The following is a 25,353-nucleotide window of genomic DNA, read 5'->3' as shown; positions in this document are numbered from 1 at the left end:
ATCCCACCGTAAACCCTGCACTCACCCGCCCTGGCACGTCATTGTTCAACTGTTCCGCACACTTTTCGACTGCTTCATTAGCTATGTCGTCGGACGAACCAACCGCCATGAGCAGAATATCGCTACCCACGGACGGGACGATGTCCTGTTGTGTTTCAACGATCCGGCGCAGAATGGCACGTTTTGTTGTGGGTCCAAGCCCTAATCCATCGGTTACCTGTACCGATACCCCATGCCGAGAGGTATCAGCGACCTGCTGCGGAACGTCCACTCGTTGATGAAAAGCATCAGTGAACAACAGCGGAACTGCGATAGCTGATACTTCCCCAGCTTGAGCAAGATCGGCGCACGCTTGATCCAACGTCGGCTCTGCGAGATCGAGCCACGCGAGCTGAACTCGAGATGGTGTGCTGCATCGGTGCACTGGTAGGGCAGCTCGCACTCGATCGGTGAGATTGTTTAGAACTCGCGCCGCGTCAGGATGGCGCGACCCATGAGCAAGCAAGATCAGTGCTGTCATGAGTAGTTCTGGTCAGTTCCAGTAACGAGGCCAGCAGTAAGCGTATCGCCGGTTCCTGGTTGAATGAGCAGAAACGCGCCCACTCGGCCACCAACACGATAATCTTCGACGGGAAGTGCACTTGCTAGTTCAATGGTTACTTCGGCTACATCATTGGCATGAAGTGCATCACTCGGCACAGTTGGCTCGCCTGTTTCGATATCGATGATGGCGTCCACAGAAGTGATGCGTCCCCGCACCAACGCAGACCCATAGCGAAGCTCCACGACTCGCCCAACGGCGAGTGACGCGTCTGATAAGTGGACAGCAACGGCCGAAAAACGTCGCGAGTCCTGCGGACGGTTTCCCTTTGACAAAAGGTCTCCACGTGCGAGGTCGAATTCGTCGGCAAGGCTCACTGCAACAGACTGCCCAGCGACCGCCAAATCAACTCTCTCTCCAGCAATAGTCAATTGAGTCACGGTAGAGCTGCGACCATATCCCAGCTCAACTGTGTCACCCACCGCTACTGTTCCAGTAGCGATTCGACCTGCATAGCCCCGATATTCAGTGTCATGATCCCGAATGACGTAATCAATGGGAAGGCGCAGCGGATAAGAAGCATCTTGGTTTGTGTCTGCGGCGACGTCGAGTTCTTCAAGAAGTTGCAGAACCGTAGGACCGCCGTACCACGGAGTATTGGCCGAAACCTCGACAATGTTGTCGCCTACCAGTGCTGACACCGGAACGACATAGGTGTCTTGCAAACCGAGTCGGGATGCCAGCTCACGAATATCCGCTTCGATTTTCCGGAACGCCACTTCGTTGTAGTCGAGCAAGTCGATCTTGTTGACCGCAAAGACGACGTGGCGCACACCTAGCAACGCCGCCACAGTGGCGTGTCGCTTGGTCTGTGTGACGACGCCATTGCGTGCGTCAACCAACACCACCACAGCTTCCGCCGTGGACATTCCTGTCACTGTATTGCGGGTGTATTGCTCGTGTCCTGGGCAATCGGCGAGGATGAAGCTCCGCGCACCAGTAGCAAAGTACCGGTACGCAACATCGATGGTGATGCCCTGTTCCCGCTCCGCGCGGAGGCCATCGACAAGGAGTGACAGATCAGGATTTTCCTGCCCACGAGCAGTCGAGGTGGCCACAACCGCATCATATTGATCCGCGAGAATGTTCTTCGTGTCGTGGAGAAGTCGCCCGACAAACGTTGATTTCCCATCATCGACGGAACCAGCGGTGCACAATCGCAGCGTGGTTTTACGATTAACCGGGGCGTGATCGTAGCTCGTCTTAACAGTGGTCAAAGCCGTGGTCATTAGAAATAGCCTTCCTTCTTGCGGTCCTCCATCGAAGACTCGGACAGTTTGTCGTCTGCGCGTGTTGCTCCGCGCTCGGTGAGCTGAGAAGTACGCAGCTCTTCCATCACTTCAGGAATGGTTCGGGCAGTTGATTCGACTGCGCCAGTGCAGCTCATGTCACCGACAGTGCGGTATCGAACGGTTCGCTTTTCGACGATTTCGTCGTCACGCGGACCTCCCCATTCGCCGGGCGTGAGCCACATGTTGTTTCGCTGGAAGACCTCCCGCTCGTGCGCGTAGTAGATGGGAGGCAGTTCTATATTGCGGGCGTGGATATATGCCCATACGTCTGCTTCGGTCCAGTTAGAGATAGGAAAGACTCGAATATTCTCACCGGCAGCGTGGCGGCCGTTGTAGAGGCCCCACAATTCTGGGCGTTGGCGTCGGGGATCCCAGCCACCGAAGGAGTCTCGTACTGAGAAGACGCGTTCTTTAGCGCGGGCCTTCTCTTCGTCACGACGAGCTCCGCCCAATACTGCGTCGTAGCCGCGCTCGGCAATTGTGTCGACAAGGGGCATGGTCTGCAGCGGATTGCGGGTACCATCAGCACGCTCGGTGAGTAGACCTCGATCAATCCAATCCTGCACGTGGGCAACATGCAGGTTAATGCCTGGCTGAGCTGCGATCTTGTCGCGGAACTCGATGACCTCCGGGAAGTTGTGGCCGGTATCGACGTGGAGCAGTTCCAGCGGCACTGGTGCGGGGGCAAATGCTCGTTTGGATAATTCCAGGACGAGCACGGAATCTTTGCCCCCAGAGAACAGTAATGCGGGTCGATCAAATTGCCCGGCAGTCTGACGAATAATGTCAATTGACTCAGCTTCTAGTTCTGCGAGCCGAGGATCCAAAGCTGCCTGTGTTTGGCCGGTTGTGGGTGATTCAGTAAGTGGTTGTGTCATTTTCTAGGGGTATTTTCGCTAGTTGTCGTGTCTTTTGATCTATGTGGCGGTTGTCGTACCTAAAGGTGCAGGCCACATTCTGTCTTTTCTTGACCGCTCCACCGCCCTGAGCGAGGATCTGCGCCTGGAGCGACCCGAGCCGTGCACGTTGCGCAACCAATGGATGGGAATCCTTGCCTCGTCAGCGGATGCACGATGAGATCGTTGTCTGTGACAAACCGTTCAACATCCTCGTCGGTCCACGTCGCTAGCGGATTCAACTTGATACGTCCTGTGCGATCCAATTCCAGGACCGGAGTGTGCGCTCGCGTGGGAGCGTCGCAACGCTTAAGTCCAGTCACCCACCCTTCGTACGGCTTCTTCATCTCCGCGAGAGGGCGCACTTTTCGCAGTTCACAGCACCTCGTGGGGTTCGTTCTGTAAAGGTCTTGACCCTCGACTGCGGCTTGCTGTGCGACGCTATGCTCCGGCGTAATCCGCAAAAGTCTGTTGGGATAGCGTCGGTCGACTTGCTGCGCGACATCGAGAGTTTCTGGAAAGTGATAGCCAGTATCGAGGAAGATGAGATCTGCTGATGGCGCGTGGCGGGCTGCGAGTTCTGCAAGAACCGTGTCTTGCATGGATAGGGTCACTGCGAGCGGAGTGTCTAGGTGCTCTGCTCCCCATTTCAGGATGTCGCCTGCGGAGTAGTTTTCTAATGTTGCTGCCCAGTCGAGTGCGAGGCCGGCGAGCCGACGCGCAGTCTCCGTGGTGAGAACGTCGGTTGTTGTCATGAGTGTGGTCCTTGCGTGTGTTGTTGTAATTCGCGCGGTATTTGTCCGTGAAGTTTCACTGTGAAAACTCGGCAGCATTCGCGGCATTGCCAGGCGTAGTCGGTCTCTGCATCTGGCCAGAGGTTGTCGCCACCGCAATATGGGCAATGCATGATGGCTCCCCGATTGGGATTCGGATGTGCACTTCGCCCGGTAATGCCCAAATGTGTTTGCTCTGGTTTCTTGGTCATTGCAATTCGCTATCGTCTGCGCGAACCACCCAATGCCGGAATTGTTCTCCCGCATGACGCTGGTTCTTGTAATTCTTTACGACGCGTTCGATGTAGTCGCCTAGTTCTGCCGAGGTCACCTTGTGTCCACGCAGCTTCCGCCCGAAGTTCCCATCGAGTCCAAGTGCGCCGCCAAGGTGAACTTGAAAGCCTTCCACCCGGTTGCCAGCCTCGTCGGTGACAATTTGGCCTTTCAAACCAATATCGGCAATCTGCGTCCGAGCACATGCGTTCGGGCAGCCGTTGAGAGCAATGGTGATGGGAACATCAAGATCATCAAGTCGCTGTTCTAGTTCGTCGACAAGTGTGATCGCACGCTGGCGGGTGGTGACCAGTGCAAGCTTGCAAAACTCCAAGCCGGTGCACGAAATGATGCCACGCCGGAACGCGGATGGGTTGGCGGATAGTCCGAGGTCGTCAAGTTCGGCGATGAGGCTGTCGACCTGAGCATCGGCGACGTCGAGAAGAATCAGTTCCTTCATGACTGTCGTGCGAATCCGAGTAACACCATGACGTTCGGCGATGTCAGCAAGTTTCACCAGATCAGTGCCCGGCACTCGGCCGACGGCTGGCTTGACACCCACATAGTTCAGGCCATCGGATTGCTTGTGCACACCAATGTGATCGCGTTCCTTTTCATACGGCTTCGGCGCTGGCCCATCGAGCAACGTGCGCCCCAGATAGTCATCCTCCAACACCTGCCGGAATTTCTCGACGCCCCATGCAGCAACTAGGAACTTCAAGCGAGCTCGGTTACGGAGTCGTCGATAACCGTAGTCGCGGAAAATGCGGCACACACCAGCCCACACTTCTGGAACCTCGTCGAGTGGGACCCACGCTCCAAGACGCTGACCCAGCATTGGATTAGTAGACAATCCACCGCCTACCCATACATCGAAGCCAGGGCCATGCTCAGGGTGATTTACACCAACGAATGCAACGTCCTGAACCTCATGTGTGACATCTAGACGAGGGCTTCCCGACACTGCTGACTTGAACTTGCGAGGTAGATTGTTAAATTCGTCCGTCGATAAGTACTCATCTTTGATACGTCGGATAGCTGGGGTTCCATCGATGATTTCATCTGCAGCAACTCCCGCTACTGGGCTGCCAAGAATGACTCGGGGCACGTCTCCGCAGCCGAAGTGGGTATCAAGACCAACGACTTCTAGACGACGCCAAATCTCTGGCATGTCCTCAATGCGGATCCAGTGCAGCTGCACGTTCTGCCGATCCGAAAAATCGGCAGTATCACGCGCAAAGTCACGGCTAATTTCACCGATCGCACGGATTCCTTCAGTCGTGGTCTGTCCGCCGTCCAGTCGGACCCGAAGCATGAAGTACTTATCTTGTAACTCTGCATTGGTTTTCGTGCCGGTGTGCTCGCCATCCAAATCTTGACGACGCTGTGTGTAAAGGCCAATCCATTTGAAACGGGGAGCTAAATCCTCGGCCGGGATCGAGTCAAAGCCCTGCTTCGAGTAAGTCTCAATGACTCGTTGCTTAACAGCGAGACCCGCGTCTTCTTGCTTAATCCGCTCATCATCATTGAGCGGATCATGTCCATCGATAAGCCACTGCCCTTGCGGCTTAGGGGCACGCTTGGCGCGCCGGTTGGAACTAGTCCCGGAGACTTGTGACACCGTCTGTGTTGCAGTCATGATTGAAGCTCACCTTTCATTACCTAGACATATCGGTCTAGTTTGGAATATTCAACACTTTAGACAGAGTGGTCTACTTTATGCAACTGGAGTGCACTCATGACCCGCCCCGACCCCCAACTCCACCCGGCGACGATGCCATGGAAGTTGATCATGCGACCGCGCCCAGATAAGGAGACCGAGCACCACGCAAAGCCAACTGAGCAGCAACAACGACAGGGCCCATGACGGAAGAAGATCAGCGCATAAGGTGCGCAGATTCAGCGCAACGAGAATTCCGCCGATCACGATCCCCAAAAAGCGAGGATTGAGTCGCCCCACTAAATAGGCAGCGAGCGGAGCTGCGAGAACGCCACCAACAAGCAGACCAACCACAGGCGCCGTATGCGCATGAAATTCCTGCTTCAGCATTGGAAAGAACCCCGCCACGGCAGCGCCCGCCACGAGAAACTCAGCAGCGGAAACCGTGCCAATAACCTTTCGCGGCTCCCGTGATTCAGCGGTCATCAATGCTGATGTCGTCACAGGCCCCCACCCGCCACCACCAGTGGAGTCAAGCAGTCCACCGATTACGCCAAGGCCAATGAGTTTGCCGGCACCTAGCCGTTGAGAGTCATCATCCGCGCGTTTCACCCCATTCAGAAAGGCGAACTTCATAACCACCCACAGGCCCAGGGTTAACAGGATCGACGAGGTCACCGGCACTGCGACGTCAACCTGGAGACTCGACAAGAATGAAGCACCCACGAATGCACTCACCGCTCCAGGAACGCCAAGCTGGGCAACCCGCAGCCAGTCAACGTTGCCGAATCGCCAGTGAGACAAGCCGGACGCTAGCGTCGTTCCGATCTCGGCGACATGCACTACCGCAGACGCGGTCGCCGCACCGGTTCCTGACAAAACAAAAAGAGTTGTGGCAGTTACCCCGAACGCCATTCCGAGCGTGCCGTCCACTAACTGCGCCCCTAGGCCGATCAGCGCAAATATCAGGATTCTTTCCATGTCTTGCATTCCCCAGACTGACTTGTCTATATTTTGTGGGGTCAACACTAGACCATCTAGTCTAGTTCGGGCAATTGCAGAAAACACAAGAAGCGGCCACCCGGCCGTCTGCACAACAAGCTGAGGAGTTTTCACATGAGTACGTACGATGCACAACCAACTCGTAGGCCCCTTAAGGTGGCAGTTGTCGGCTCTGGCCCGGCAGGCATTTATGCATCTGATGCGCTCATGAAATCTGGGCGGGACGTGTCCATCGACATTTTCGAGCGATTGCCAGCACCGTTTGGCCTCATTCGATACGGAGTGGCACCGGACCATCCACGCATCAAGGGCATCATCAAATCGCTGCACCGAGTCCTCGATAAGCCTCAAGTTCGACTGCTTGGCAACGTCAACATCGGCTCTTCTCTAACCGTTGCTGAGCTGCAGGAGTACTACGACGCAGTTATTTTTGCGACTGGTGCTACTGGCGACCGCGACCTCACCGTTCCTGGTGCTGAGTTGAAGGGTCACCATGGTGCTGGTGAATTCGTTGGCTTCTATGATTCCCACCCCGAGTTTTCTCGCGAATGGGATCTCTCTGCCGAGTCCGTCGCAGTTGTTGGTGTCGGCAATGTAGGGCTAGATGTTGCACGCATTCTGGCGAAGACTGCAGACGAGCTGCTGCCGACGGAAATCGCTGACAATGTGTATTCAGGTCTGTCGCACAACGCTGCTCGGGAGATCCATGTTTTTGGACGACGCGGACCAGCACAAGCAAAGTTCACCCCTTTGGAACTCAAGGAGCTGGATCACTCTCCCACTATCGAAGTCGTCGTTAACCCTGAAGACATCGATTACGACGAGGCATCTGCCAACCTACGCCGCGAATCGAAGATCACCGACCAGGTCTGCTCCATCCTGGAGAGCTACGCAATCCGGGAACCAAAGGGTGCTCCCCATAAGTTGTTCATTCACTTCTTTGAAGCGCCTGTAGAAATCATCGGTGAAGTAGACCCCGAAACCGGGCAGCAGCGCGTGGCAGCTATCCGCACCGAACGCACCCAATTTGATGGCACGGGTAATGTTCACGGCACCGGCGAATACACCGAATGGCCTGTTGGTGCCGTGTACCGTGCCGTCGGCTATCAATCAGATCCGGTTCCAGGTGTGCCATTCAGCAACTCCACACACACCATCCCCAATGGTGGTGGCCGTGTTCTCGATACAGATTCAACACCAATCCCAGGCCTCTACACCACGGGCTGGGTCCGTCGCGGTCCGGTGGGACTCATCGGAAACACCAAGGGTGATGCCAACGAAACCGTAGGAAACCTGCTCGCAGATTGGGAGGCAGGAACCCTACCTCAGCCGACGCATCCAGATATCGACGACGTCGTAAAGCTGTTAGAAGAACGCGGTATTGAATACACAACGTGGGAAGGTTGGCAGCGTTTGGACGCTGCTGAGCGCGCTGCTGGCGAAGCGGAAGGTCGCGAGCGGAAGAAGTTCGTGGAGTGGGCAGACATGGTTGCACACTCGCGCGAGACTCTGTCCGCGCGAGTGTAGAACCACTGAGAAACCTGGTTGTTGCTGGCTACTGCTCTGACGCAGAAACCGAAATGCAAGACGCCGCCTGAGCAGCGCGCTCGCGTGCTTCATCAACGTTTTCTGCGGTGGAAACAGCAACGCCCATGCGGCGACGGTCGTGAGCTTCTGGCTTACCGAAGATTCGGACATCCGTTTCCGGAACGCTCATCGCCTGAGCAAGACCGCCATACTGAGGTCCAACTTCTTCGCAACCGCCGTAGACCACAGCAGATGCACCTGGTGACACAAGAGTGACATCAATTGGCAGTCCCAAAACAGCGCGCGCGTGCAGCTCAAACTCAGAGAAGCGCTGCGTCGCCATAGTCACCATGCCCGTGTCGTGTGGACGAGGGCTAACTTCGGAGAACCACACGTCGTCGCCACGAACAAACAGCTCAACGCCAAAAATGCCACGACCACCGAGAGCATTGGTAATGCGTGCAGCCACCGAGCGAGCGTTGTCCAATGCCACTTCAGACATTGGCATCGGCTGCCAGGATTCCACGTAGTCACCATCGACCTGGCGGTGACCAATTGGCTCACAGAACCACGTTGCTGGTTCGCCCGTTGCCGGATCGATAGAGCGCACGGTGAGCAGCGTGATTTCGTAGTCGAAGTTAACGAAACCTTCGACGATGACGCGACCCGAAGAAACACGACCGCCACTCATGGCGTAGTCCCATGCCTTCTGCACATCAGCCTCGCTGCGCAGAGTGGACTGGCCCTTTCCGGACGAACTCATCACCGGCTTGACCACACATGGGAAACCGATTTCTGCGATAGCTGCCGAGAATTCCTCGAATGTTGAGGCGAATTTGTAGCGCGAGGTTGGCAAGCCGACTTCTTCCGCAGCAAGACGTCGAATGCCCTCGCGGTTCATGGTCAGCTGCGTGGCACGAGCAGTTGGAATGACCGTTGCCTCGCCGGCTTCCTCAATAGCAACGAGCGCGTCAGTCGCCAGCGCCTCGATCTCCGGCACGATGAAGTCCGGCTTAACCTGCGCAACCAACGAACGCACTGCCTTTGCATCGGTCATGTCAAGGCAGTACCAATGGTGCGCCACTTGGTGCGCTGGCGCATGCTCGTAACGATCCGCCGCATGTACCTCAACGCCCAAACGCTGAAACGCGATGGCAACTTCCTTACCCAATTCGCCGGAGCCGAGCAGCAAAACGCGCGTCGCATTCGACTGGTATGGAGTTCCTGTGGTCTGCGGAGTAAACATCGAGGTGGGCTCGCTTTCGGTGGCTGTTTCGATACTCACCTCCGAATTATGCCACGTTCGTTAGCTGGCTCTGCCGTCGTTGTCCTCACTCGTCAACGAAATTGCCCGCACAAATTCCGCCATCACTGAATCTCGATCAGCATGCGTGACGACGTCGACAGGTAGGCCACGGCGATCTTCGTAAATGTGGCCGCGTCGGTCAGGGTCTGTGTGCCAGGTGTCCTGGTCTGCTGCGCATAGCGCGATGCGTTCTGTGTCACGGTCAACCGAACCAACGGCAACCATGACCGCGAACAGATCATGAATCTGCGCCAGGTAGCCCACACCGACGCTCTGATGAAATTCAAAGTAGAACTTCAGGGCGAGGTTAACGGCGCAATGTAGTTCGGGGGACATGCCAGCTTCGTGCCATAAGGAAATGTCGTGGTCACTGACAGTGATCGTCTCTGTGATGTTGAGTGGGCACAACGTGAGCGACGGGAACTGTTGGCGCCTGCGTTCAATCGCGAACTCATCTGAAAAGACGGTGCTCGTGGCATGGGGGTCAACCCAGAAGTTCCACTCTGAATACGGAGTCGTATTACCCGGGTAACCGACTGCACCACCCATCACAGTCACTGATTCAAAAGCCCGCACGCATTCTGGACGCTCGGAAATGGCTCGCTCGAAAATGGTCAACGGACCTGTGACCACCAGGCGGGCGCCTCTCGCACGAGGTTGCGACCACAACGCCAGCGGGTCGTTGACACTCTCATAGTGAACTACTGGTGGCGCATCGTTATATCCCAGCCCTGAGGGGCCGTGGGTTTCAGGCGTCGTCGTCAGGTGAACCCCATAAGGAGCTGGAAACGCTGAGGCAACGGGCACATCCTGAACACCGCACAAATTCAGAATCCACCGCGAGTTGTGCGTCGCCTGCGCGGCATCGGTGTTGCCAGCCGAACAGGTGACGCCGATTAGCTCGATTTCACCGGCTGAGTGCAGAGCAGCCAAATAGATGAGGGCGAGGGCATCATCAATGCCCGTATCGACATCAGCGAGGATTCGGGGAGCGCGCGAATTACTCATGGTCTTTAGTGTGGCATGGGAGTTGAGTAGGTATTGAGTATCGAAAATTAAGTTTTGCACTTAAAGTCATTAATGAATAGAAACTTTTTGGATTTTTGCAGTTGCTAGGAGTCGGTCATGGCGCATTTTAATCTTTACGAGAAGCTGGGGCTTTCGCAGAATCAGCAAGCTTTTGATTTGAACGAGATTCTCGGTGATCGCCTCCGCGGGCTTGGCGACGACCACTCGCCAGAAGCTCAAGAGCTTGCCATGGCTCGAAATGTCATTGGCGATCCGCAGAAGAAGAGCATGTACGACCAACAGCTCAATGACCCAAACTGTCCAGATATCACTGTGGAAGATGTCCGCGAGTTGGCCCAGTTGAACCTTGGTGGTGCTGGCTTCGGTGCGGCGCCGAGTGCCAACGACGCTGACGATCAGACGCGCGCACTGCATGGTGCGGCCCAGCACAATCCGGCCCAGCACAATGCAGCCCAGCACAATGCAGCCCAGCAGCCAAATCAGAACCCGTATGGTGCAGCGCCATACGCAGGCAACCCGTGGGGTATGCAGGCTGGCCAGGCACAGGCGGGTCAAGGGCAGGCACAGCCAAACCAGGCCCAACCTAATCAGGGGCAGCCAGGCGCCAAGGAACAGATGACTCAGTTTGCAAACTCCACTAAGAACTTCGCAAATATGGGTCTCAACGAGGCGAAAGGAACCTTCCGAGGAGTGCCGAAGAAGCCTCTTATCATCACCGCGGTGGCATCCTTCCTCGCAACTGTCTTGTTTGGTGGAGCGATTATGGCATCGACCCATTTCATGTCTGCTGAAACAAAGGCCGAGCGTGCAACGAAGGGCCTGTTCAAGCTAGATACTGTCGACGACGCGGAAAAGTGGATCCTGAAAAACGTCCCTGCCTCGGCACGCAATGACATGCGAGATTCTTTGAAGCTCGATTCCGGGTACTCCGGCATGGAGGCCTACTTCGGCGCAGAAAAATTGGACGTCGGAGATACCGTGGACTTCACCGCGATCACGCGGATGATGCAGCAAGACAACGACATCAGCGTCGAAGAAGCACTTTCTGACCTCGGCATCGATGCCGATGCAACAGAGGACAGCAAACTCTATGTAGTCGAGGTGCTAAGCGATGAGAAGCCGGTAGGCATGTCTCTTGCCCTCGTCAGTGATGGAGATGCGAAGATCATTGGCGTTGAGAACTTCTAGCCTCATCGTTCGAATCAATACAAACAATGCTGACCACGCCAATTGCATATGAATTCTGCGCGATCCTGATGCAAGCTGAGTTGCGCCAGTCCTAGCCGCACAGTGGCAATGTCGTCCAACTATCGTGGATACCCTCGCCTGTGAAAATGGCTAGGAACTGTGCCCGCTCTTGCTCAGGCAGCACGATGGTGGCTGGGGACTTATCAGATTCGGTCGTAAGAACCCCCACTGAACAGCCGGAACTCACGGCCTTAGTGAGATTGTCTTTCCACCCAGATTCTCCGCCCAAAAGTCCAGTGACCGAGGAATCGCGCAGCTCTTCATTTCCGAAGTCCACAAACGTCGCTTCGTACCTATCTCCGTCTTGCTGACGGCAGCGAATCGCAGCATGCCCTGACCACATCACTGGCGCACACTTCATGGTTGCTTGTTGTCCACCGAAGCTCCACGTTTCCGTCGTCACGCGAGTATTCGGAATCGCCGAATCAAATGCACCAGCAACGGGCTTCTGCGCCGAAGACCACGCGAACTCTTCCATGTACACGATTACACCGGCGACCACAGCAATAATCGTGGACAGCGCTGCAATTATGCCGACCGCACGATTCTTCTTCGACTGTGCAGACTTCGCGTGGGAAGTTGTCTGGAACGACGTCGATTGAAACGACGAGGTTGGAAACGATGACGTCCGATACGCCGATTGCTGCGGAGATGGCTGCAGGTACTGCTGGGTCGCATACTGCTGGCTCAGGTATGGCTGTTGCACATACTGCTGCGCTGTACCCGGATATGGACCACCATCGTGCATCGGCAGCGTCGCATCGACTGTTCCACCTGCACCAATGTGCGTGTCAGGGACAAGTCGATGCTGCTCGTTATACTTCCCAGCTGCTTCCAGCGCATTGATAAATTCGACGCACGTGCCGAACCGATCTCGTGGCAGGTTTGCCAAGCCACGAGAAAATACTGCTGTCACAGCTTCTGCTGACGCCCCGTCTTCTTGGTGCAACGCCACCGGGCCGATATTGGGGGTTGGCCGGGAACCTCGCCACTGCGCATCGCTCATCAATTTGCACAGCTGCTTCGTGGTCAGCATTTCGAAGGCAATCAACGCCAACGCATAATTGTCGCTGGCCGCCGTGGGCTCGATTACTGGATTCGGATTATCCAACGACATAAACGCCTCTGGTGCCGAATACATTAGCGTGCCCAGGAATGTTCCCGTTGTCGTGTCCTCCAGCGAACTACTGATGCCGAAATCCGCCAGAATTGATTCCGCACCATGCGAATTGGTCGGGCGCAAAATATTCGCCGGCTTCACATCTCGGTGAATAATCGGCGGATTCAAACGATGAATGTAATCCAGCGCGGCTGCCACCGGACGCAGAATTCGGCACGTCTCTGCCACGGTGTAGTGCTCGTTACGCTCCCGCTTTGCGACGATCTCCTCGCGAAGGTTCGACCCCTCCACAAACTCCATAACGAAGTACGGATCCACTCCTGGAGAGACATTTCCCGTGTAAATACGAATGATCGCTTCGTGACGCAGCGCCGCGAGATGCTTCATCTCTGAACGAAATCGCTTTTCCGACGCTTCGTCGGAAAGCAGATCGAACATCAACCGCTTTACTGCAACTTTTCGCCCAAGGTTAGTGTCGGTCGCAGAATAAACAATGCCCATTGCACCGCGGCCGATTTCGGCAATGTCGGTGAGTCCATTGTTCTGTTCAAGATGCGCAATGAAAGCGCGATCCGAGCTATCCACGATTATCCTTCTGCATATCTTTCGCTCTGCTTTTACGCCGCACCTAACCTATTTACCCCACGGCAGAATTAGCCGAGCGGATCAAGGCCCGTATTCGGAATGCGACCAGAGTGCGCGACCTTCTTGCCATCCCAGTAGTACGTCACCGTCGACGTATAAGCTGCAGCTTCCGCGTTCGACGCGCCAGCCTCCCTGGCCGCTTCCCAGTCCTTGTACTGAACGACGAAGCCATTATCCGTCTCCGACACACTCATCGCTTGCTGAGGATAAACGGAATCGACACCCAAGTACTTGCCCTCATGGAACATCAACAGCAGTGTTCCGAATTGACCACTACCCTGCAGCGTTTGCTCTACGTACGCGTACGTCAGCGGGCTACAGGTGTCGTAATTGGAGTCCCCGGTGTACGTCCACCCACCAGCATTATTGGGGTATTCCTTGTTGGCTTTGTCCAGGCCTTTGTAAATCTCGTCGGCCTGCGTATCGACGGAACAGCTACCAGAGCTTCCCGAATCCTTCTTCTTTTTCTCCGTGGCAGTCTTAGTTTCGGTGACCGTGGTGTTGGCGTCACCAGAGGATGCTCGGCCAGTGGGGCGAGGACCGTCGTTGGTATTTCTGGAGTCACTGTCTGAGTTGCCGCCATCAGAGTTGTCACCGTCGGAGCCGCCGGAACCATTTGAGCCACCATTCGGGGCCGGTGGATTCTCGACAACCGTCATTCCGCCTGCAGCATCGACATTGTCGACTGAATCGTCTCCACATCCGGCAATGGCAAAAGTCATGAGCGCGACACCTAGCGTTGCGAATGGCACTCGCCTGCTACGGTTCGTGACGTTACCGCTTCTGCCTGCACCCATCACTCGCTCCTATTAAGTCCGATTGTGACTGACCTTGATCTTTCCTTGCATCGTCAACCTACGATAAAGAACAGCGGTGGGCAATACGCAACAAGGCGAGAAAATCCTCCCTGGTATCTCGCATATTGACCGTTGTTGACCCCTTTTCGGGGACGATCAGCACGATGGGAGAATTCCTCGCCTCAGTGTTGCTTCTACTTGCTGTTACTTCAGGATGTCGTTGATAACGATCGTCTGATCGCGACCTGGACCAACACCAACGTAGGAAATACGGCAACCCGACAGCTCTTCCAGACGCTTCAGGTAGTCCTGCGCACGTTCTGGAAGCTCTTCGAAGGTGCGGCAACCAGTGATGTCTTCTTCCCAAGCAGGCATCGTTTCGTAGATCGGCTCTGCGTGGTGGAAGTCGGACTGTGTCATTGGCATTTCGTCAAAGCGCTTGCCGTCGACGTCGTAAGCCACACAGATTGGGATCTCACCGATGCCAGTGAGAACGTCCAGCTTAGTGACGAACAGGTCAGTGAAACCATTGACGCGCGATGCATAACGTGCCAGCACGGAATCGTACCAACCACAACGACGCTTACGACCGGTGTTCACGCCGACCTCACCACCGGTGGTCTGGAGGTATTCGCCCCACTTGTCGAACAGCTCGGTTGGGAATGGACCAGCGCCAACACGAGTGGTGTAGGCCTTAATGATGCCCAAAACCGAGGTGATCTTGGTCGGGCCAACGCCGGAGCCAACACATGCGCCACCAGCGGTCGGGTTGGATGACGTCACGAATGGGTACGTGCCGTGGTCAACGTCCAGCATGGTCGCCTGTCCACCCTCCATGAGGACGCTCTTGCCCTCATCCAGAGCGGTGTTCAGGACATACTCGGAGTCGATCACCATTGGACGCAGTCGATCGGCGTAAGACATGAAGTAGTCGAAGATCTGGTCAGCATCGATTGCCTTACGGTTGTACAGCTTCACCAGTACCTGGTTCTTCTGGTACAGCGCAGACTCAATCTTCTGTCGGAGAATCGACTCATCAAAAATGTCCTGTACACGCAAGCCAACGCGAGATACCTTGTCTGCATACGTTGGGCCGATGCCACGACCAGTGGTGCCGATTGCGCGCTTACCCAAGAATCGCTCGGTGACGCGGTCCAGGGTCTGGTGGTACGGAGCCACCATGTGTGCGTTGCCGGAGATGCGCAGGCGCGATGCATTGGCTCCACGAGCTTCCAGGCCATCAATTTCCTCGAAGAGCGCTTCCAAGTTCACGACACAGCCGTTGCCGATGATTGGGGTCGCGTTTTCACTGAGGACACCCGCAGGAAGGAGCTTTAGCTCGTACTTCTCGCCACCGACAACAACGGTGTGGCCAGCGTTGTTGCCACCATTGGGCTTGACCACGTAGTCCACGTGGCCACCCAAAATATCGGTCGCCTTGCCTTTACCTTCGTCGCCCCACTGAGCGCCAACGATAACGATTGCGGCCATAAGTCACTCAACTCCCGATCATCGGTTGCTTGTCATAATCGGTTCTAATAACAAGCGTGGCGGTTGCCCCGATAAAGTGTAGTCCCATGAGGATTGTGGTGTTGCAGTGCGGTTCAAATCTGTCTTTGCCGACAGATCAAGCTCTGGCGAGTGAAAAGGTGACGCTTTACGATGTCCCGACCTTGCCTACCCGCAAAGACCTGGTGTTTCTCTCCGATATTGCAGCAGAGATGCTGCCAGAGGACACTGCCCCAACCCCTGACGACATTGCAAAGAGCAAAGAAGTCCCACATATGGGGTCCCCCCGTTTCGCCCCTCAGAAGCCAACTGAACCCGTTCGAATTGTTGTTGTCGGGCCTGATGCCTCCCTCGGTGCCGTGGCAACATTCTTGATGCGCCGCAACCTGTTGTGGTTCGAAGTCGCCCACGTCCCCGACTCTCCTTCTTCGGTAACGAAGAACTGGGACATTTCCGGTTCCGGTGAGTTTGGGCTTTCACTTGACGACGCACTGACCCGAGACGTCCATCCCGTCCCACTCATCCGAGACGACACGGGCCACGCCATTGTCGGATACGCGCTCTTGACGGAGGTAGGCATTTCTGGGCCGTCGTCACGCTTGGGTCTCGTCGGCGAAGTATATGTGGACGAGCACCGACTCTTTTCGGGGACGTCGAATGGTGTCCAGGTCCGCCCTACTCCAGATGCGCCGGGGTTGGTTGGCGCGGAAGTTCCGTGGGTTGGCGAAAAGGATGCAACTGAGGCCGATGCGAAGCCTGGGTTCTTCGCCCGGCTCTTTGGCCGTGGCAAAGATGTCGAAGAGCCCGAGACAGCAGAGGACCGCCCGTTGCACCCGCCAATTGAAGGCCGGGCAGTTCAGGCTGGTGGCCCTGGTTTCCGTTACGTTCGAGATGGCATCGAGGCGAAGAAGCCTCGTGAAAAGGTGACCATCTACCGGCATCTGCTGGACTTGCAGCTGGTGCGCTAGTCTTCCCACACTTCCGGTGGCATCGCAGGATGCGGTGTCGTGGGTGGCAGCGTTGCGACGGCCGACAACCTGGCCATACCGCATACCTGCAGCAGGTCCACGACCAGTGAACGACACTGCGCGAAGACGACAATCTCGGACAGTGTGCTGTCTTCAATCAGCTCGGGCTTCATGCGTGCTGCGAGGCGGCGCAGCTGCCGGATTACGCCCTCGTGAGTGAATGTTTCGACCTCAACCTCAGTGCCGCCTTCAACGTTGCCGGTTCCAGATTCGAACGGTAACTCTCCCCACTTGGGAATCGTCGCCAGCGTGGGGTCGTCGTCAAGCAGATGACGAACAGAACGCATCGCTTCGGAGACTCCCATCACAAGATCAACAATTTCGGGTTTCAGTTCGATGTGATCCTCGCTGGCTGTGATCGCCCGGCGCGCCAACAGGCGGATATTGCGCAGCGCGTTGTCGGTCGGGTGCACGATGCGGGCCAGGGAATTCAGTTGCTCACGCCGATGCCACAGCAAGGGTGCGACGCGAACCTGTTCTTGCGCTGCGGCAATGGTGCGGTCCATTAAAGAAACTTCAGCTTGCGACGACCGCCCCAACTGCAAGGCTGCCCGCACTCGGTCGAGATCGTGGGTGCGGAGTCCTTCGGCAATGTCATACAGAATGTCAGAGCCGAGATCCAACACCGAAGCGACCACTCGACGCGATCCAGGAACTGGATTGCGTGGGAGAATCGACATCACGGCGATGCCAATGAGACCACCGACGAGCGCGTCGATCATGCGGTGATATGACATCTCGGTGCCAGGCGGCATGATCGTGGCGATGAGGACAGCTGAGCTAGCAGCCTGATTGACCACCAGTGGACCACGCCCGACGAACACTCCCGTCGTCATGGCAACTAAGACGCCCACCGTCAGCTGCCAGATTCCGGTGCCCAACACGGAAATGATGAGGTCGCCAATACCGACACCAAGGGTGGCCCCCAGGACCAACTGCATCGAATTCTTGATGCGTGGCCCTTGCACCATCACGTTCAAACCAATGAACGCAGCCATTGGAGCAAAGAATGGCCGAGGGTGACCAAGAACATCAAGGGCAAACCAATAGGCAAGTCCTGCTGCCAGAGTCGCCTGCAGAATCAGCGCCCATCGAGTGCGAATGCGATTCACGCCATGCAGCAAGCGTGTTCGTGGGCGCATGCTTTTACGCATCGCCAAAGCCGCTCGGGATGCCGGATGCTTCACTGCATCCAAGTATTCACCGAGTTCTGGGCGTGGATTCTGCTGTTCGTCAGACACTAGTTAGAGTGCGGTTTCCTTCACCGCGGTTTGGTCGCAGTCCTGCAGAAGTGCAAGACAACGATCGAACTCATCCTCTTCACCAATTGCCCGCGCAGCTTTCGCCAGCGCAGAAATTGCGCGCAAGACACCACGATTCGGTTCATGCGACCACGGAACCGCGCCGAAGCCCTTCCAGCCGTTGCCACGCAGCAAATCAAGGCCACGGTGGTAACCAGTTCGCGCGTAGGCATAAGCAGTGACATCCTGGCCATCTGCAAGCGCCTGTTCAGCGAGCTGTGCCCACGCCAGCGAATCCTTTGGGCACTGCTTTACGACGTCCTGCGGACCTAAACCTTCTTCACGCGCTTTCGTTGCCTCCGGGAATTCGGGCAAGAGAACGGGTGGCGGAGCCATCATGTCATTTAGTTGCATGCCCCCTATTGTGCCGAGGATCTCAGTGAATAGCATCCACTATTTCTTAGGCGTACTCTTTTTCGCATGTCTTTTGCTGATCTCATGGATCCGATGCAGCTGCTCAGCGCTTCTGGCCCCTTCGGGGCATTTATTCTTCCTGCGATGTTGGCCATGGTCTTCATCGAATCGGGTCTGCTTTTCCCGTTCCTTCCCGGCGATTCACTGCTGTTTACGGGTGGTTTGTTGTCGACTCAGCCAGATCCGTTTGCACCACTGTGGTTGCTTCTGATTCTGGTCCCGCTTGCTGCGATTCTCGGTGACCAGGTCGGCTACCTCCTTGGACATACGTTTGCACCACGTATCGAGAAGATGAAGGACGGTCGTGTCTTCAAGCAGGAGTATCTCACTCGAACACATGAGTTCTTTGAACGCTACGGCCCTGTGACCATCATTCTGTGCCGATTCGTCCCCATCGTGCGTACCTACGCTCCGTTTGTCGCAGGGATGGCGCGCATGAAGTACAAAACGTTCATTTCCTACAACATCATCGGTGGTGTCATTTGGGGTGCCGGAGTTACATTCCTTGGCTCCGTGCTTGGCGAATTCGCATTCGTCCGCGACAACATCGAACCAATCTTCCTTGGCATCGTGCTGGTGTCGGTCCTGCCTGGTTTGGGTGGTTTGGTGAAGTCCTTCTTCAAGAAGGGCAAGAAAACCGATCTGGAAATTCAGCCAACTCCAGAGCAGAACCCCACCCCGGAGCCTCAGCCGTAGAGCATCTTGCGACGTTGTCAGCGTTAAGCTTCGAGCGCTTTCTTCCTGCGCTCGTCGTCTTCTGCGACTCGAGCACACGCTTCCATTACGATCCATCCAGACAACTGAACAGACAAGTCGCGTTCACGCACCGCTGATGAGCGCACTGCACCCGCGATCGATGCAGCCACTGGGCCACTTCCCTGTGGGAACGTAGCGTCCTTCTCCCAATTGGCTGGGAACAAAGGCAATCCATCGACTTCTAAACGATGGTTCCACGCGCTTTCGCCAGTAGCCAGCACCAACCGACGCGCAATGCGGGCAGCTGCACGGGATCCGTGATCATCGGAAGGCAACCGCACCGCAGCATCTGCGAGATACCGGATCAGCACACCGTTGAACAGGCCACCATCACCGCCGCCAGAGCCCTTAATCACGTGATCGGAGCTGGCCATGTTCACAGCAACCGCATGAATCAAACTCTGGCACCTGGTGAGGTACTCCATTGCTCGACCATGCTGTTCGCGGTTCTTCAACTCCAGGGCGATCTCGAGGCACGCCCCGATCATCACACCTTGGTTGTAGGAATACATGCCCCGCTGTACTTCCTCGCCGGTCATGCTTAACCGAATACCGTCGTAAAGAAGGCCGGTATCAGCGACGAGGTTGTCGAATACCCAGTCGACCAAAGCGCAGGCATCATCCAAACGGCCGGCGCGCGCGAACGCAATCGCAGCTGGTCCGTTCGACGGAACGTTGTAGAACAGTTCTTCTTCGCGCCACGGCAGTACGCCAGTGGTCGAATCGATGCCATTTGTGAGTGCCTGCAGCAAAAGCTGCGTCTGGCGACGAGGCTTGCGCTTGCCATGCATCGAATCCACACGACCGAGTGCGAGAACCATCCACGCACGATCGTCGTAATACTTGTTCGATGCCAACGGCGACAAATTGCGAATACGAATACCACGGATGGTGTTGCGTACAGCCTCATACTTCTCGCGGGATGGAACTCGCTGTGCAGCATCGACGAGGCATTCCAGATAATGCGCCTGCCACCAGTAATGCCACGTAAAGAACGCCTTATGCTGCGGTGTTGCTGGCCACGAAACAACGGCAAGATTGGTGCGGGGAAGACCCCACAACGCAGAAGCATGGCGATTGCGAATTGCCTGCTCAGCGACGTCCGCACGGTAAGCCCAATTTTCGACTTCCGGTCGGGACATCTTCGTGACCACATGACCCCCTCAACGTGGAGTGCCTACTCACTCCGTTGTGAAAAACTGGTGATACTAAATAGCTCGGGCTTTAGCTTAGCGCTTTCAGTGGATTCGCATGATTGCACAGTGACGATCTGGGGGACTCGCGCAGAGTGCTACCACGCATGATCCAGGTCAGCGTGCTGGCGAATCCACGAATGCATCGCGATACCTGCCGCAACACCTGCGTTCATCGACCGCGTGGAGCCGAACTGCGCGATGGAAACCGTCATCCGTGCAGCTTTTCGCGCCGACTCGGACACCCCCGGCCCTTCCTGCCCGAACAAGAGAAGACAATTGCGAGGCAGCTCGACTGTCTCCAGTGGCACGGAACCAGGCACATTGTCCACGGCAACAACGGTTAAGTCATGGTCGTATGCCCAGGCCACGACGTCGTCAACCGTGTCGTGGTGATAAAGATGCTGATAGCGATCAGTCACCATCGCACCACGGCGATTCCACCGACGACGACCAACAATGTGGACCGCCGCCGCAGCAAAAGCATTCGCGGTTCGCACGACCGTGCCGATATTGGAATCATTCTCGAAGTTCTCAATGGCGATGTGAAGCGGATGCCGTCGCGTATCAATATCGGCAATGATCGCCTCGGTTGTCCAGTACCGATACGCATCGACAACGTTTCGACGATCGCCTTCCTGCAACAGCGTCTCGTCAAACTTCGGATCCGACGGCATGGGTTCGCCCGGATGCTCGATATGCCACGGTTCTACACCGACGCGAGCCTCGAACCATTCCGTTGGCCCCCGACCTGGCTCCGGAATGAACGGTTCCGCGTTCTTCCCCAGCTCAGTCATCGGCAGGATCCAGCGCGATCAGTCCCTCGACCAGCAGCAACTGCGCGGCAATGTAAGTGTCCATCACGGCCGCGTCGAGAAGCTTTCCGACGACCGATTCCTTGCCCACCAGGCTGTTCAGCATCAGCAAAGAGTCAGAAATGAGGAATAGATTTCCTCCGTGGCCAAGCCCGTAACGAGCATCAGCCAACGGAAGCCCACTGTCAGGGCATTTCTCAACTTCTCCAGCGGTGGCGACCAGGCCGCGGTCGTCGGCAAGAATGGAGACAGCTGCCAGCAAGGAACCGTAGCTGAATACCACCGGCAGCAATGAGCGATCACACTTTGCAGCCAGGGCGACAGAGCCAGCCATCAGTGGCCCGCGGATCGCCGTGCGTGCGACATCCGGGCGGGCACCACCGCGGGCGAGCAGCCCGACATACGCAAGCTGGTTCAGAGAGAAGGCAGCGGCACCGTTGCTCAGCTTGGCATCTTTGGGCATCAGCACGAGATCGCCGATCCACCCAGCTGTCAGCCCGGCAAGGAGCGTCGCGGTGGTTACTGGCGACACGTCGTTACGACGACGAATTACTCCAGCAGCCAACAACGGCATGAGCACTGCCTTCGAGGCCTTGCGAGGCTTCTCCCACCCAAACGCCGACGACACCACATTCACGGCACCCGCAGCGATGTACCCCAACTGCTCAGGCTTGCCTGTAATCACGGTGTTCAGCGCACCCAAGCCTTCAACAGTGCGGGAAACGAATGACGATACGAGAGAAGCCATGCAAGTCCTCCTTAGTCCAAACCCAGATCAGATAGGCCGAGGAGGTAGCGGTATTCAACACCCTCGGCGCGGATGACATCGGCGGCACCGGTTGCTCGGTCCACGACCGTCGCAACGCCAACAACCTCTGCCCCAGCTTCGCGAACCGCTGCCACCGCGGTGAGTGGTGAATTGCCAGTGGTTGTCGTGTCTTCGACTACCAGAACCTTCTTGCCCACAATGTCTGGTCCTTCAATGCGACGCTGCATGCCATGCTTCTTCGCTTCCTTGCGCACAACAAAGGCATCGATCTGACGGCCATCTGCGTGCATGACAGACGTTGCGACGGGATCCGCACCTAGCGTCAAACCACCAACGTGGGCGTAATCCCAATCAGCGGTGAGTTCGCGGAGCAATTCTCCGATGAGACGGGATGCCTTGGCATGCAGAGTCGCGCGACGCAGGTCAACGTAGTAGTCAGCTTCCCGACCAGACGAGAGCGTGACCTTGCCATGGACAACCGCAAGCTCTTTGACGAGCTGCGCCAGCTCCACCAGCTTTTCCTTGTTGACCTGTGGTGCGTTATCACTCATTGTTCTCGTCGTCTCCTTCAGGAAGATCGGAATCAGCGATGCCATCGGCAAAGATTCCGGGGGTTTCTGTCGCTGGTCGAATAATACGTCCACCAGTGATGCGCGAACGCATATGCTCTGGATCTTCGCCCAGGGCAGGGATCCCAGCAGCTTCGAATTCCACGTCCCGGAAACTGGTGGCATCAGCGTCATCGACAGCAGGCCCCTCACTGCTAAACCGGGGCTTCGACCGCGATGGCAGATCTTCCGGATTCAGCGGTGTGTCATGTGATGGACGCCAGTCACCAATACCCTCGGCATTCACCGGCTTGGTGGTGTGCTCACCGTTGTCGCCGTCTGTGGCGGAATCAGAGTCGGCATCGGAGACTTGGCCCGCATCTACAGCATCATCCCCCGTATCGGTGGCATCGATAGCGTCGACGTCAATGGCTGAAACCTCGGCAGCAGACTCTTCGGTTGCTGGCTCCAGCTCCGCTTCCCGATCCCGCGCCAATTCGCGCGTCTGGTCCCACTGTTCGGGATCAAGCTCGACATCTCGATCCTCCACCGGAGGCAAACGTCGCGCAAAATCAGAGAACTCGGACAGAACTTGCAAAGCGATGTCCCATTCTTCGGCGACAGAATCCCGCGACAGTTCCGCCAGCAACCAATCGCCTTCAGCCCACATGACATTGATGAACTCCGGCACCGTGCCAAAGAACTCGCTGGCACGGGAATCCATGATGCGTCGAATGACTGTCGGATTCGTCGCCGACATCAGAAGACCTGACTCGAACGAGACAGTTGGCAGTGCGGAGTCGCCGTTGCGCCTCAATTCGACGACTTCATCGCTTGCCGACGCTCGTCGCAAAGCAACAATGGTCACCTGCCCCACATCACACACGTGCATTTCCCGACCGTGCGCGAAACCAAAGACAACTGCCTTCGCTTCACCTTCTGGAATGCGCTCCCACAAATCCGTCACCCCGTGGTCAATGCGGCGGTAATCTGCGTGGCGTTGCTTCGCCCATTGCTTACGGGCGCGTCGATGGCCGAGGCCCAGGCTGGACATGGAACCAGCGAGGGAGCGAGGCTCCCGTTCGTGGTCAGAGGCATCAGTTGCCTCGTCGGCATTGAGTGCATCATCGCTGAGATCGAGCGCGTCATCGGCTAAGTCTGTGGCAGCGTCTGCCGTGGCATCTGCATTGAAGTCTTGCCCGGTGGTGGACGATGCGACAGCTTCGGTTGTGGTGTCAGTCGCAGGAGGATCAGACGGCATCCGCTCAAGCCTGGCCGCTTCGGCTTCCTTGCGCTGACGCTCCATAACCTCACGGATCTTGGCAGCTTTACGCAGCTGTTCCGCCAGCGCAGCTTCCTGACGAGCTTGCTCACGAACTGCCCACATTTCCAACTGTGCAGCTTGGGAATCAAGGCTATTTGCGTAGTTCAGCAATTCCTTCTCAGTCTCGGAGCGCTCGAACGAAGCAGCGGACGCAGCATCAACATCTGCAGCGGTTTCAGGCTGATCAGTCCCCAATTCCGCGTCCTCGGGTTCGTCGCCTTCCGGCTCGTCGTCAGCAGGTTCCCTTGGAAATGGCTCCGTGGCCAAGACGAGCTCTGGGTCATCGCGAGGAATCAGCTCCGCTTCAGGATCCTGCTCAGGCTGCACTTCTACCAACTCTTGTGCCCGCGCCTCAGGCTGCGTCGCCGGCTTCGGATGCGCAGGAGGTAGCGTCGCACCGGCGTCATCTGCGACAGCGGTGGTAGACGCGTCTGTTGGGGTGTTTGCTTTTCGACGCTTAGCGTCCACAATCAGCAAAACAACAGCCGCAACAAAAAGCACGGCAGCGAGGGCAAAGGCTATAAACATCATCGCTCGCCAAGTCTAGTTCGGATGGCGGATTATCCGTGGCAACTAGTGCATATGGCGCGGTCAACACCCTACGCACTAACCCGGACTCGATGCTTTTCTAGCTTCGCGCAAGCTTTCCGAAATTAGCTACGAGCAATAGGAAGCGTAGGATCTCCCGCCCACTTCGACCATCCGCCTACGAACAAAGACGCACCTGGTAGACCAGCTTCGTGCATCGCCTGAATAAACAGCGATGAATGAAGACCGGAACCGGAATACACCGCGGCTTGTTCACCAGACGTCACACCGACGTCGGCAAGCTTCTTCCTGATCTCTTCAGCCGGCAAGAATTCGCCGGTTTCGCGATTCTGCAGATCACGGGCTGGAATATTCACGGAACCAGGGATGTGTCCTGCTTGGAGGTCAAGGCGTTCCTGCTTACCGCTGAAGCGCTCCACATTTCTAGAGTCGATCAGCACGCCACCCTGCGCAGTCCACTGAGCAACTTCAGCGATATCAACCGTTGGCATCTGCCCCAGTTCAACATCAGTCTCACTTGGGTGTGGCAGGTTGCCTGGGCCGTGCGCAGTTCCGAAGTCCTCATTCTCCCACGCGTGCAAACCACCTGCGAGAACCTGGACGTTGGTCAGCCCGGACCATTTGAGGACCCACCAGGCACGGGATGCGAAAAGGCCATCTTCTTCGTCATACACAACGACGTGATGGTTCTTGCTGAGTCCCCAGCGACGAATCGCGGAACGCACCCGAACGATATCGGGCAATGGGTTTCGACCGTGTTCACGGTCTGGAATACCAACAAGGTCAATCGTTGGATCACAGAACATGGCCAACGGAATGTGTGCCTCGGCGTAATGCTGGTAGGCAGTACGTTCAGGCGACCAACGCGCGTCGATGACAGCAACTCGGTCTCCGGTATGGATGAGTCGCTTGAGCTCCTGGGCTGAAACGCAAGTGTTCATAGATAGCAGTCTAAATCGATTCTGTTAGAACTGCTCA

The 25,353-nt window shown here is 56.4% G+C and carries 22 protein-coding genes and 1 pseudogene; 4 read left to right on the top strand and 19 right to left on the bottom strand.

Annotated elements, in window-relative coordinates:
* Positions 1 to 187: 187 nt before the first annotated feature.
* From WG938_RS09035 to WG938_RS09010, 6 genes and pseudogenes are all read right to left on the bottom strand, one after another.
* Positions 188 to 520: pseudogene (locus tag WG938_RS09035) on the bottom strand (CbiX/SirB N-terminal domain-containing protein); the annotation flags it as partial.
* The gene (locus WG938_RS09030) at positions 517 to 1,830 is read right to left on the bottom strand and encodes a sulfate adenylyltransferase subunit 1 (protein WP_339979846.1); all 1,314 of its coding nucleotides are present in this window, start codon (positions 1,828 to 1,830) and stop codon (positions 517 to 519) included. The gene WG938_RS09030 and the pseudogene WG938_RS09035, both read right to left, overlap by 4 nt.
* Positions 1,830 to 2,771 carry a sulfate adenylyltransferase subunit CysD gene (gene cysD / locus WG938_RS09025; protein ID WP_339979844.1) on the bottom strand — a complete coding sequence of 314 codons (942 nt, stop codon included), beginning with the start codon at positions 2,769 to 2,771 and terminating at the stop codon, positions 1,830 to 1,832. Before cysD ends, WG938_RS09030 begins: the two co-directional genes overlap by 1 nt.
* A 59-nt stretch (positions 2,772 to 2,830) precedes the next feature.
* Complete coding sequence (locus tag WG938_RS09020; RefSeq protein ID WP_339979843.1) at positions 2,831 to 3,544, bottom strand: phosphoadenylyl-sulfate reductase; 714 nt, start codon at positions 3,542 to 3,544, stop codon at positions 2,831 to 2,833.
* Between the two features lie 226 nt (positions 3,545 to 3,770).
* Positions 3,771 to 5,474, bottom strand: coding sequence for a nitrite/sulfite reductase (locus tag WG938_RS09015; protein ID WP_339979842.1), 1,704 nt, complete (start codon positions 5,472 to 5,474; stop codon positions 3,771 to 3,773).
* Positions 5,475 to 5,552: 78 nt separating this feature from the next.
* Positions 5,553 to 6,476 carry a sulfite exporter TauE/SafE family protein gene (locus WG938_RS09010; RefSeq protein WP_339979841.1) on the bottom strand — a complete coding sequence of 308 codons (924 nt, stop codon included), beginning with the start codon at positions 6,474 to 6,476 and terminating at the stop codon, positions 5,553 to 5,555.
* A 135-nt stretch (positions 6,477 to 6,611) separates the two neighbouring features.
* On the opposite strand from WG938_RS09010, the gene WG938_RS09005 reads away from it, so the two are divergent.
* Positions 6,612 to 8,024 carry an FAD-dependent oxidoreductase gene (locus WG938_RS09005; protein ID WP_339979840.1) on the top strand — a complete coding sequence of 471 codons (1,413 nt, stop codon included), beginning with the start codon at positions 6,612 to 6,614 and terminating at the stop codon, positions 8,022 to 8,024.
* A 28-nt stretch (positions 8,025 to 8,052) separates the two neighbouring features.
* Here WG938_RS09005 and purT read toward each other — a convergent pair whose 3' ends face one another.
* Positions 8,053 to 9,270: a formate-dependent phosphoribosylglycinamide formyltransferase gene (purT, locus tag WG938_RS09000; protein ID WP_339980046.1), complete on the bottom strand. Its 1,218-nt coding sequence runs from the start codon at positions 9,268 to 9,270 to the stop codon at positions 8,053 to 8,055.
* A gap of 60 nt (positions 9,271 to 9,330) precedes the next feature.
* Entirely contained in the window at positions 9,331 to 10,338 is a 1,008-nt protein-coding gene (locus WG938_RS08995; RefSeq protein ID WP_339979839.1) for a nucleoside hydrolase, read from the bottom strand.
* Positions 10,339 to 10,455: 117 nt separating this feature from the next.
* Here WG938_RS08995 and WG938_RS08990 point away from each other — a divergent pair, with 117 nt between their 5' ends.
* Complete coding sequence (locus WG938_RS08990; RefSeq protein WP_339979838.1) at positions 10,456 to 11,547, top strand: hypothetical protein; 1,092 nt, start codon at positions 10,456 to 10,458, stop codon at positions 11,545 to 11,547.
* A gap of 91 nt (positions 11,548 to 11,638) precedes the next feature.
* Here WG938_RS08990 and WG938_RS08985 read toward each other — a convergent pair whose 3' ends face one another.
* The 3 genes from WG938_RS08985 to WG938_RS08975 form a co-directional block, all read right to left on the bottom strand.
* A complete protein-coding gene (locus WG938_RS08985) occupies positions 11,639 to 13,312 on the bottom strand; it encodes a serine/threonine-protein kinase (protein ID WP_339979837.1) in 1,674 nt (557 codons plus the stop codon).
* Positions 13,313 to 13,380: 68 nt separating this feature from the next.
* The gene (locus tag WG938_RS08980; protein WP_339979836.1) at positions 13,381 to 14,094 is read right to left on the bottom strand and encodes an LppP/LprE family lipoprotein; all 714 of its coding nucleotides are present in this window, start codon (positions 14,092 to 14,094) and stop codon (positions 13,381 to 13,383) included.
* 279 nt (positions 14,095 to 14,373) lie between these two features.
* On the bottom strand, positions 14,374 to 15,660 hold the full coding sequence (locus WG938_RS08975; protein ID WP_339979835.1) for an adenylosuccinate synthase: 1,287 nt from the start codon (positions 15,658 to 15,660) through the stop codon (positions 14,374 to 14,376).
* 86 nt (positions 15,661 to 15,746) lie between these two features.
* On the opposite strand from WG938_RS08975, the gene WG938_RS08970 reads away from it, so the two are divergent.
* Entirely contained in the window at positions 15,747 to 16,646 is a 900-nt protein-coding gene (locus WG938_RS08970) for a hypothetical protein (RefSeq protein ID WP_339979834.1), read from the top strand.
* Here WG938_RS08970 and WG938_RS08965 read toward each other — a convergent pair.
* Positions 16,643 to 17,947, bottom strand: coding sequence for an FUSC family protein (locus WG938_RS08965; RefSeq protein WP_339979833.1), 1,305 nt, complete (start codon positions 17,945 to 17,947; stop codon positions 16,643 to 16,645). The two genes, WG938_RS08970 and WG938_RS08965, sit on opposite strands and share 4 nt — an antisense overlap.
* A gap of 3 nt (positions 17,948 to 17,950) precedes the next feature.
* Positions 17,951 to 18,361 (bottom strand): DUF3151 domain-containing protein, encoded by a 411-nt coding sequence (locus WG938_RS08960; RefSeq protein WP_339979831.1) that lies wholly within the window; start codon positions 18,359 to 18,361, stop codon positions 17,951 to 17,953.
* A 66-nt stretch (positions 18,362 to 18,427) separates the two neighbouring features.
* On the opposite strand from WG938_RS08960, the gene WG938_RS08955 reads away from it, so the two are divergent.
* A complete protein-coding gene (locus WG938_RS08955; protein WP_339979830.1) occupies positions 18,428 to 19,117 on the top strand; it encodes a VTT domain-containing protein in 690 nt (229 codons plus the stop codon).
* Positions 19,118 to 19,140: 23 nt separating this feature from the next.
* Here WG938_RS08955 and WG938_RS08950 read toward each other — a convergent pair whose 3' ends face one another.
* From WG938_RS08950 to WG938_RS08925, 6 genes are all read right to left on the bottom strand, one after another.
* Positions 19,141 to 20,319, bottom strand: a complete 1,179-nt coding sequence (locus tag WG938_RS08950) for a glycoside hydrolase family 76 protein (protein ID WP_339979828.1) — start codon at positions 20,317 to 20,319, stop codon at positions 19,141 to 19,143.
* 149 nt (positions 20,320 to 20,468) lie between these two features.
* Positions 20,469 to 21,167, bottom strand: a complete 699-nt coding sequence (locus tag WG938_RS08945) for a TrmH family RNA methyltransferase (protein WP_339979826.1) — start codon at positions 21,165 to 21,167, stop codon at positions 20,469 to 20,471.
* Positions 21,160 to 21,933, bottom strand: a complete 774-nt coding sequence (locus WG938_RS08940) for a lysoplasmalogenase (protein ID WP_339979824.1) — start codon at positions 21,931 to 21,933, stop codon at positions 21,160 to 21,162. The genes WG938_RS08945 and WG938_RS08940 overlap by 8 nt, the downstream gene beginning before the upstream one ends.
* 11 nt (positions 21,934 to 21,944) lie before the next feature.
* Entirely contained in the window at positions 21,945 to 22,505 is a 561-nt protein-coding gene (pyrE, locus tag WG938_RS08935; RefSeq protein ID WP_339979822.1) for an orotate phosphoribosyltransferase, read from the bottom strand.
* Complete coding sequence (locus tag WG938_RS08930) at positions 22,498 to 24,357, bottom strand: hypothetical protein (protein ID WP_339979821.1); 1,860 nt, start codon at positions 24,355 to 24,357, stop codon at positions 22,498 to 22,500. The genes pyrE and WG938_RS08930 overlap by 8 nt, the downstream gene beginning before the upstream one ends.
* A gap of 122 nt (positions 24,358 to 24,479) precedes the next feature.
* Positions 24,480 to 25,316 (bottom strand): sulfurtransferase, encoded by an 837-nt coding sequence (locus WG938_RS08925; RefSeq protein WP_339979820.1) that lies wholly within the window; start codon positions 25,314 to 25,316, stop codon positions 24,480 to 24,482.
* Positions 25,317 to 25,353 lie beyond the last annotated feature (37 nt).

Source organism: Corynebacterium sp. H113 (assembly GCF_037572315.1).
GTDB lineage: Bacteria > Actinomycetota > Actinomycetes > Mycobacteriales > Mycobacteriaceae > Corynebacterium.
The sequence above is the reverse complement of the archived record's forward strand: the minus strand, read 5'-3'. Positions and strand labels throughout refer to the sequence as shown.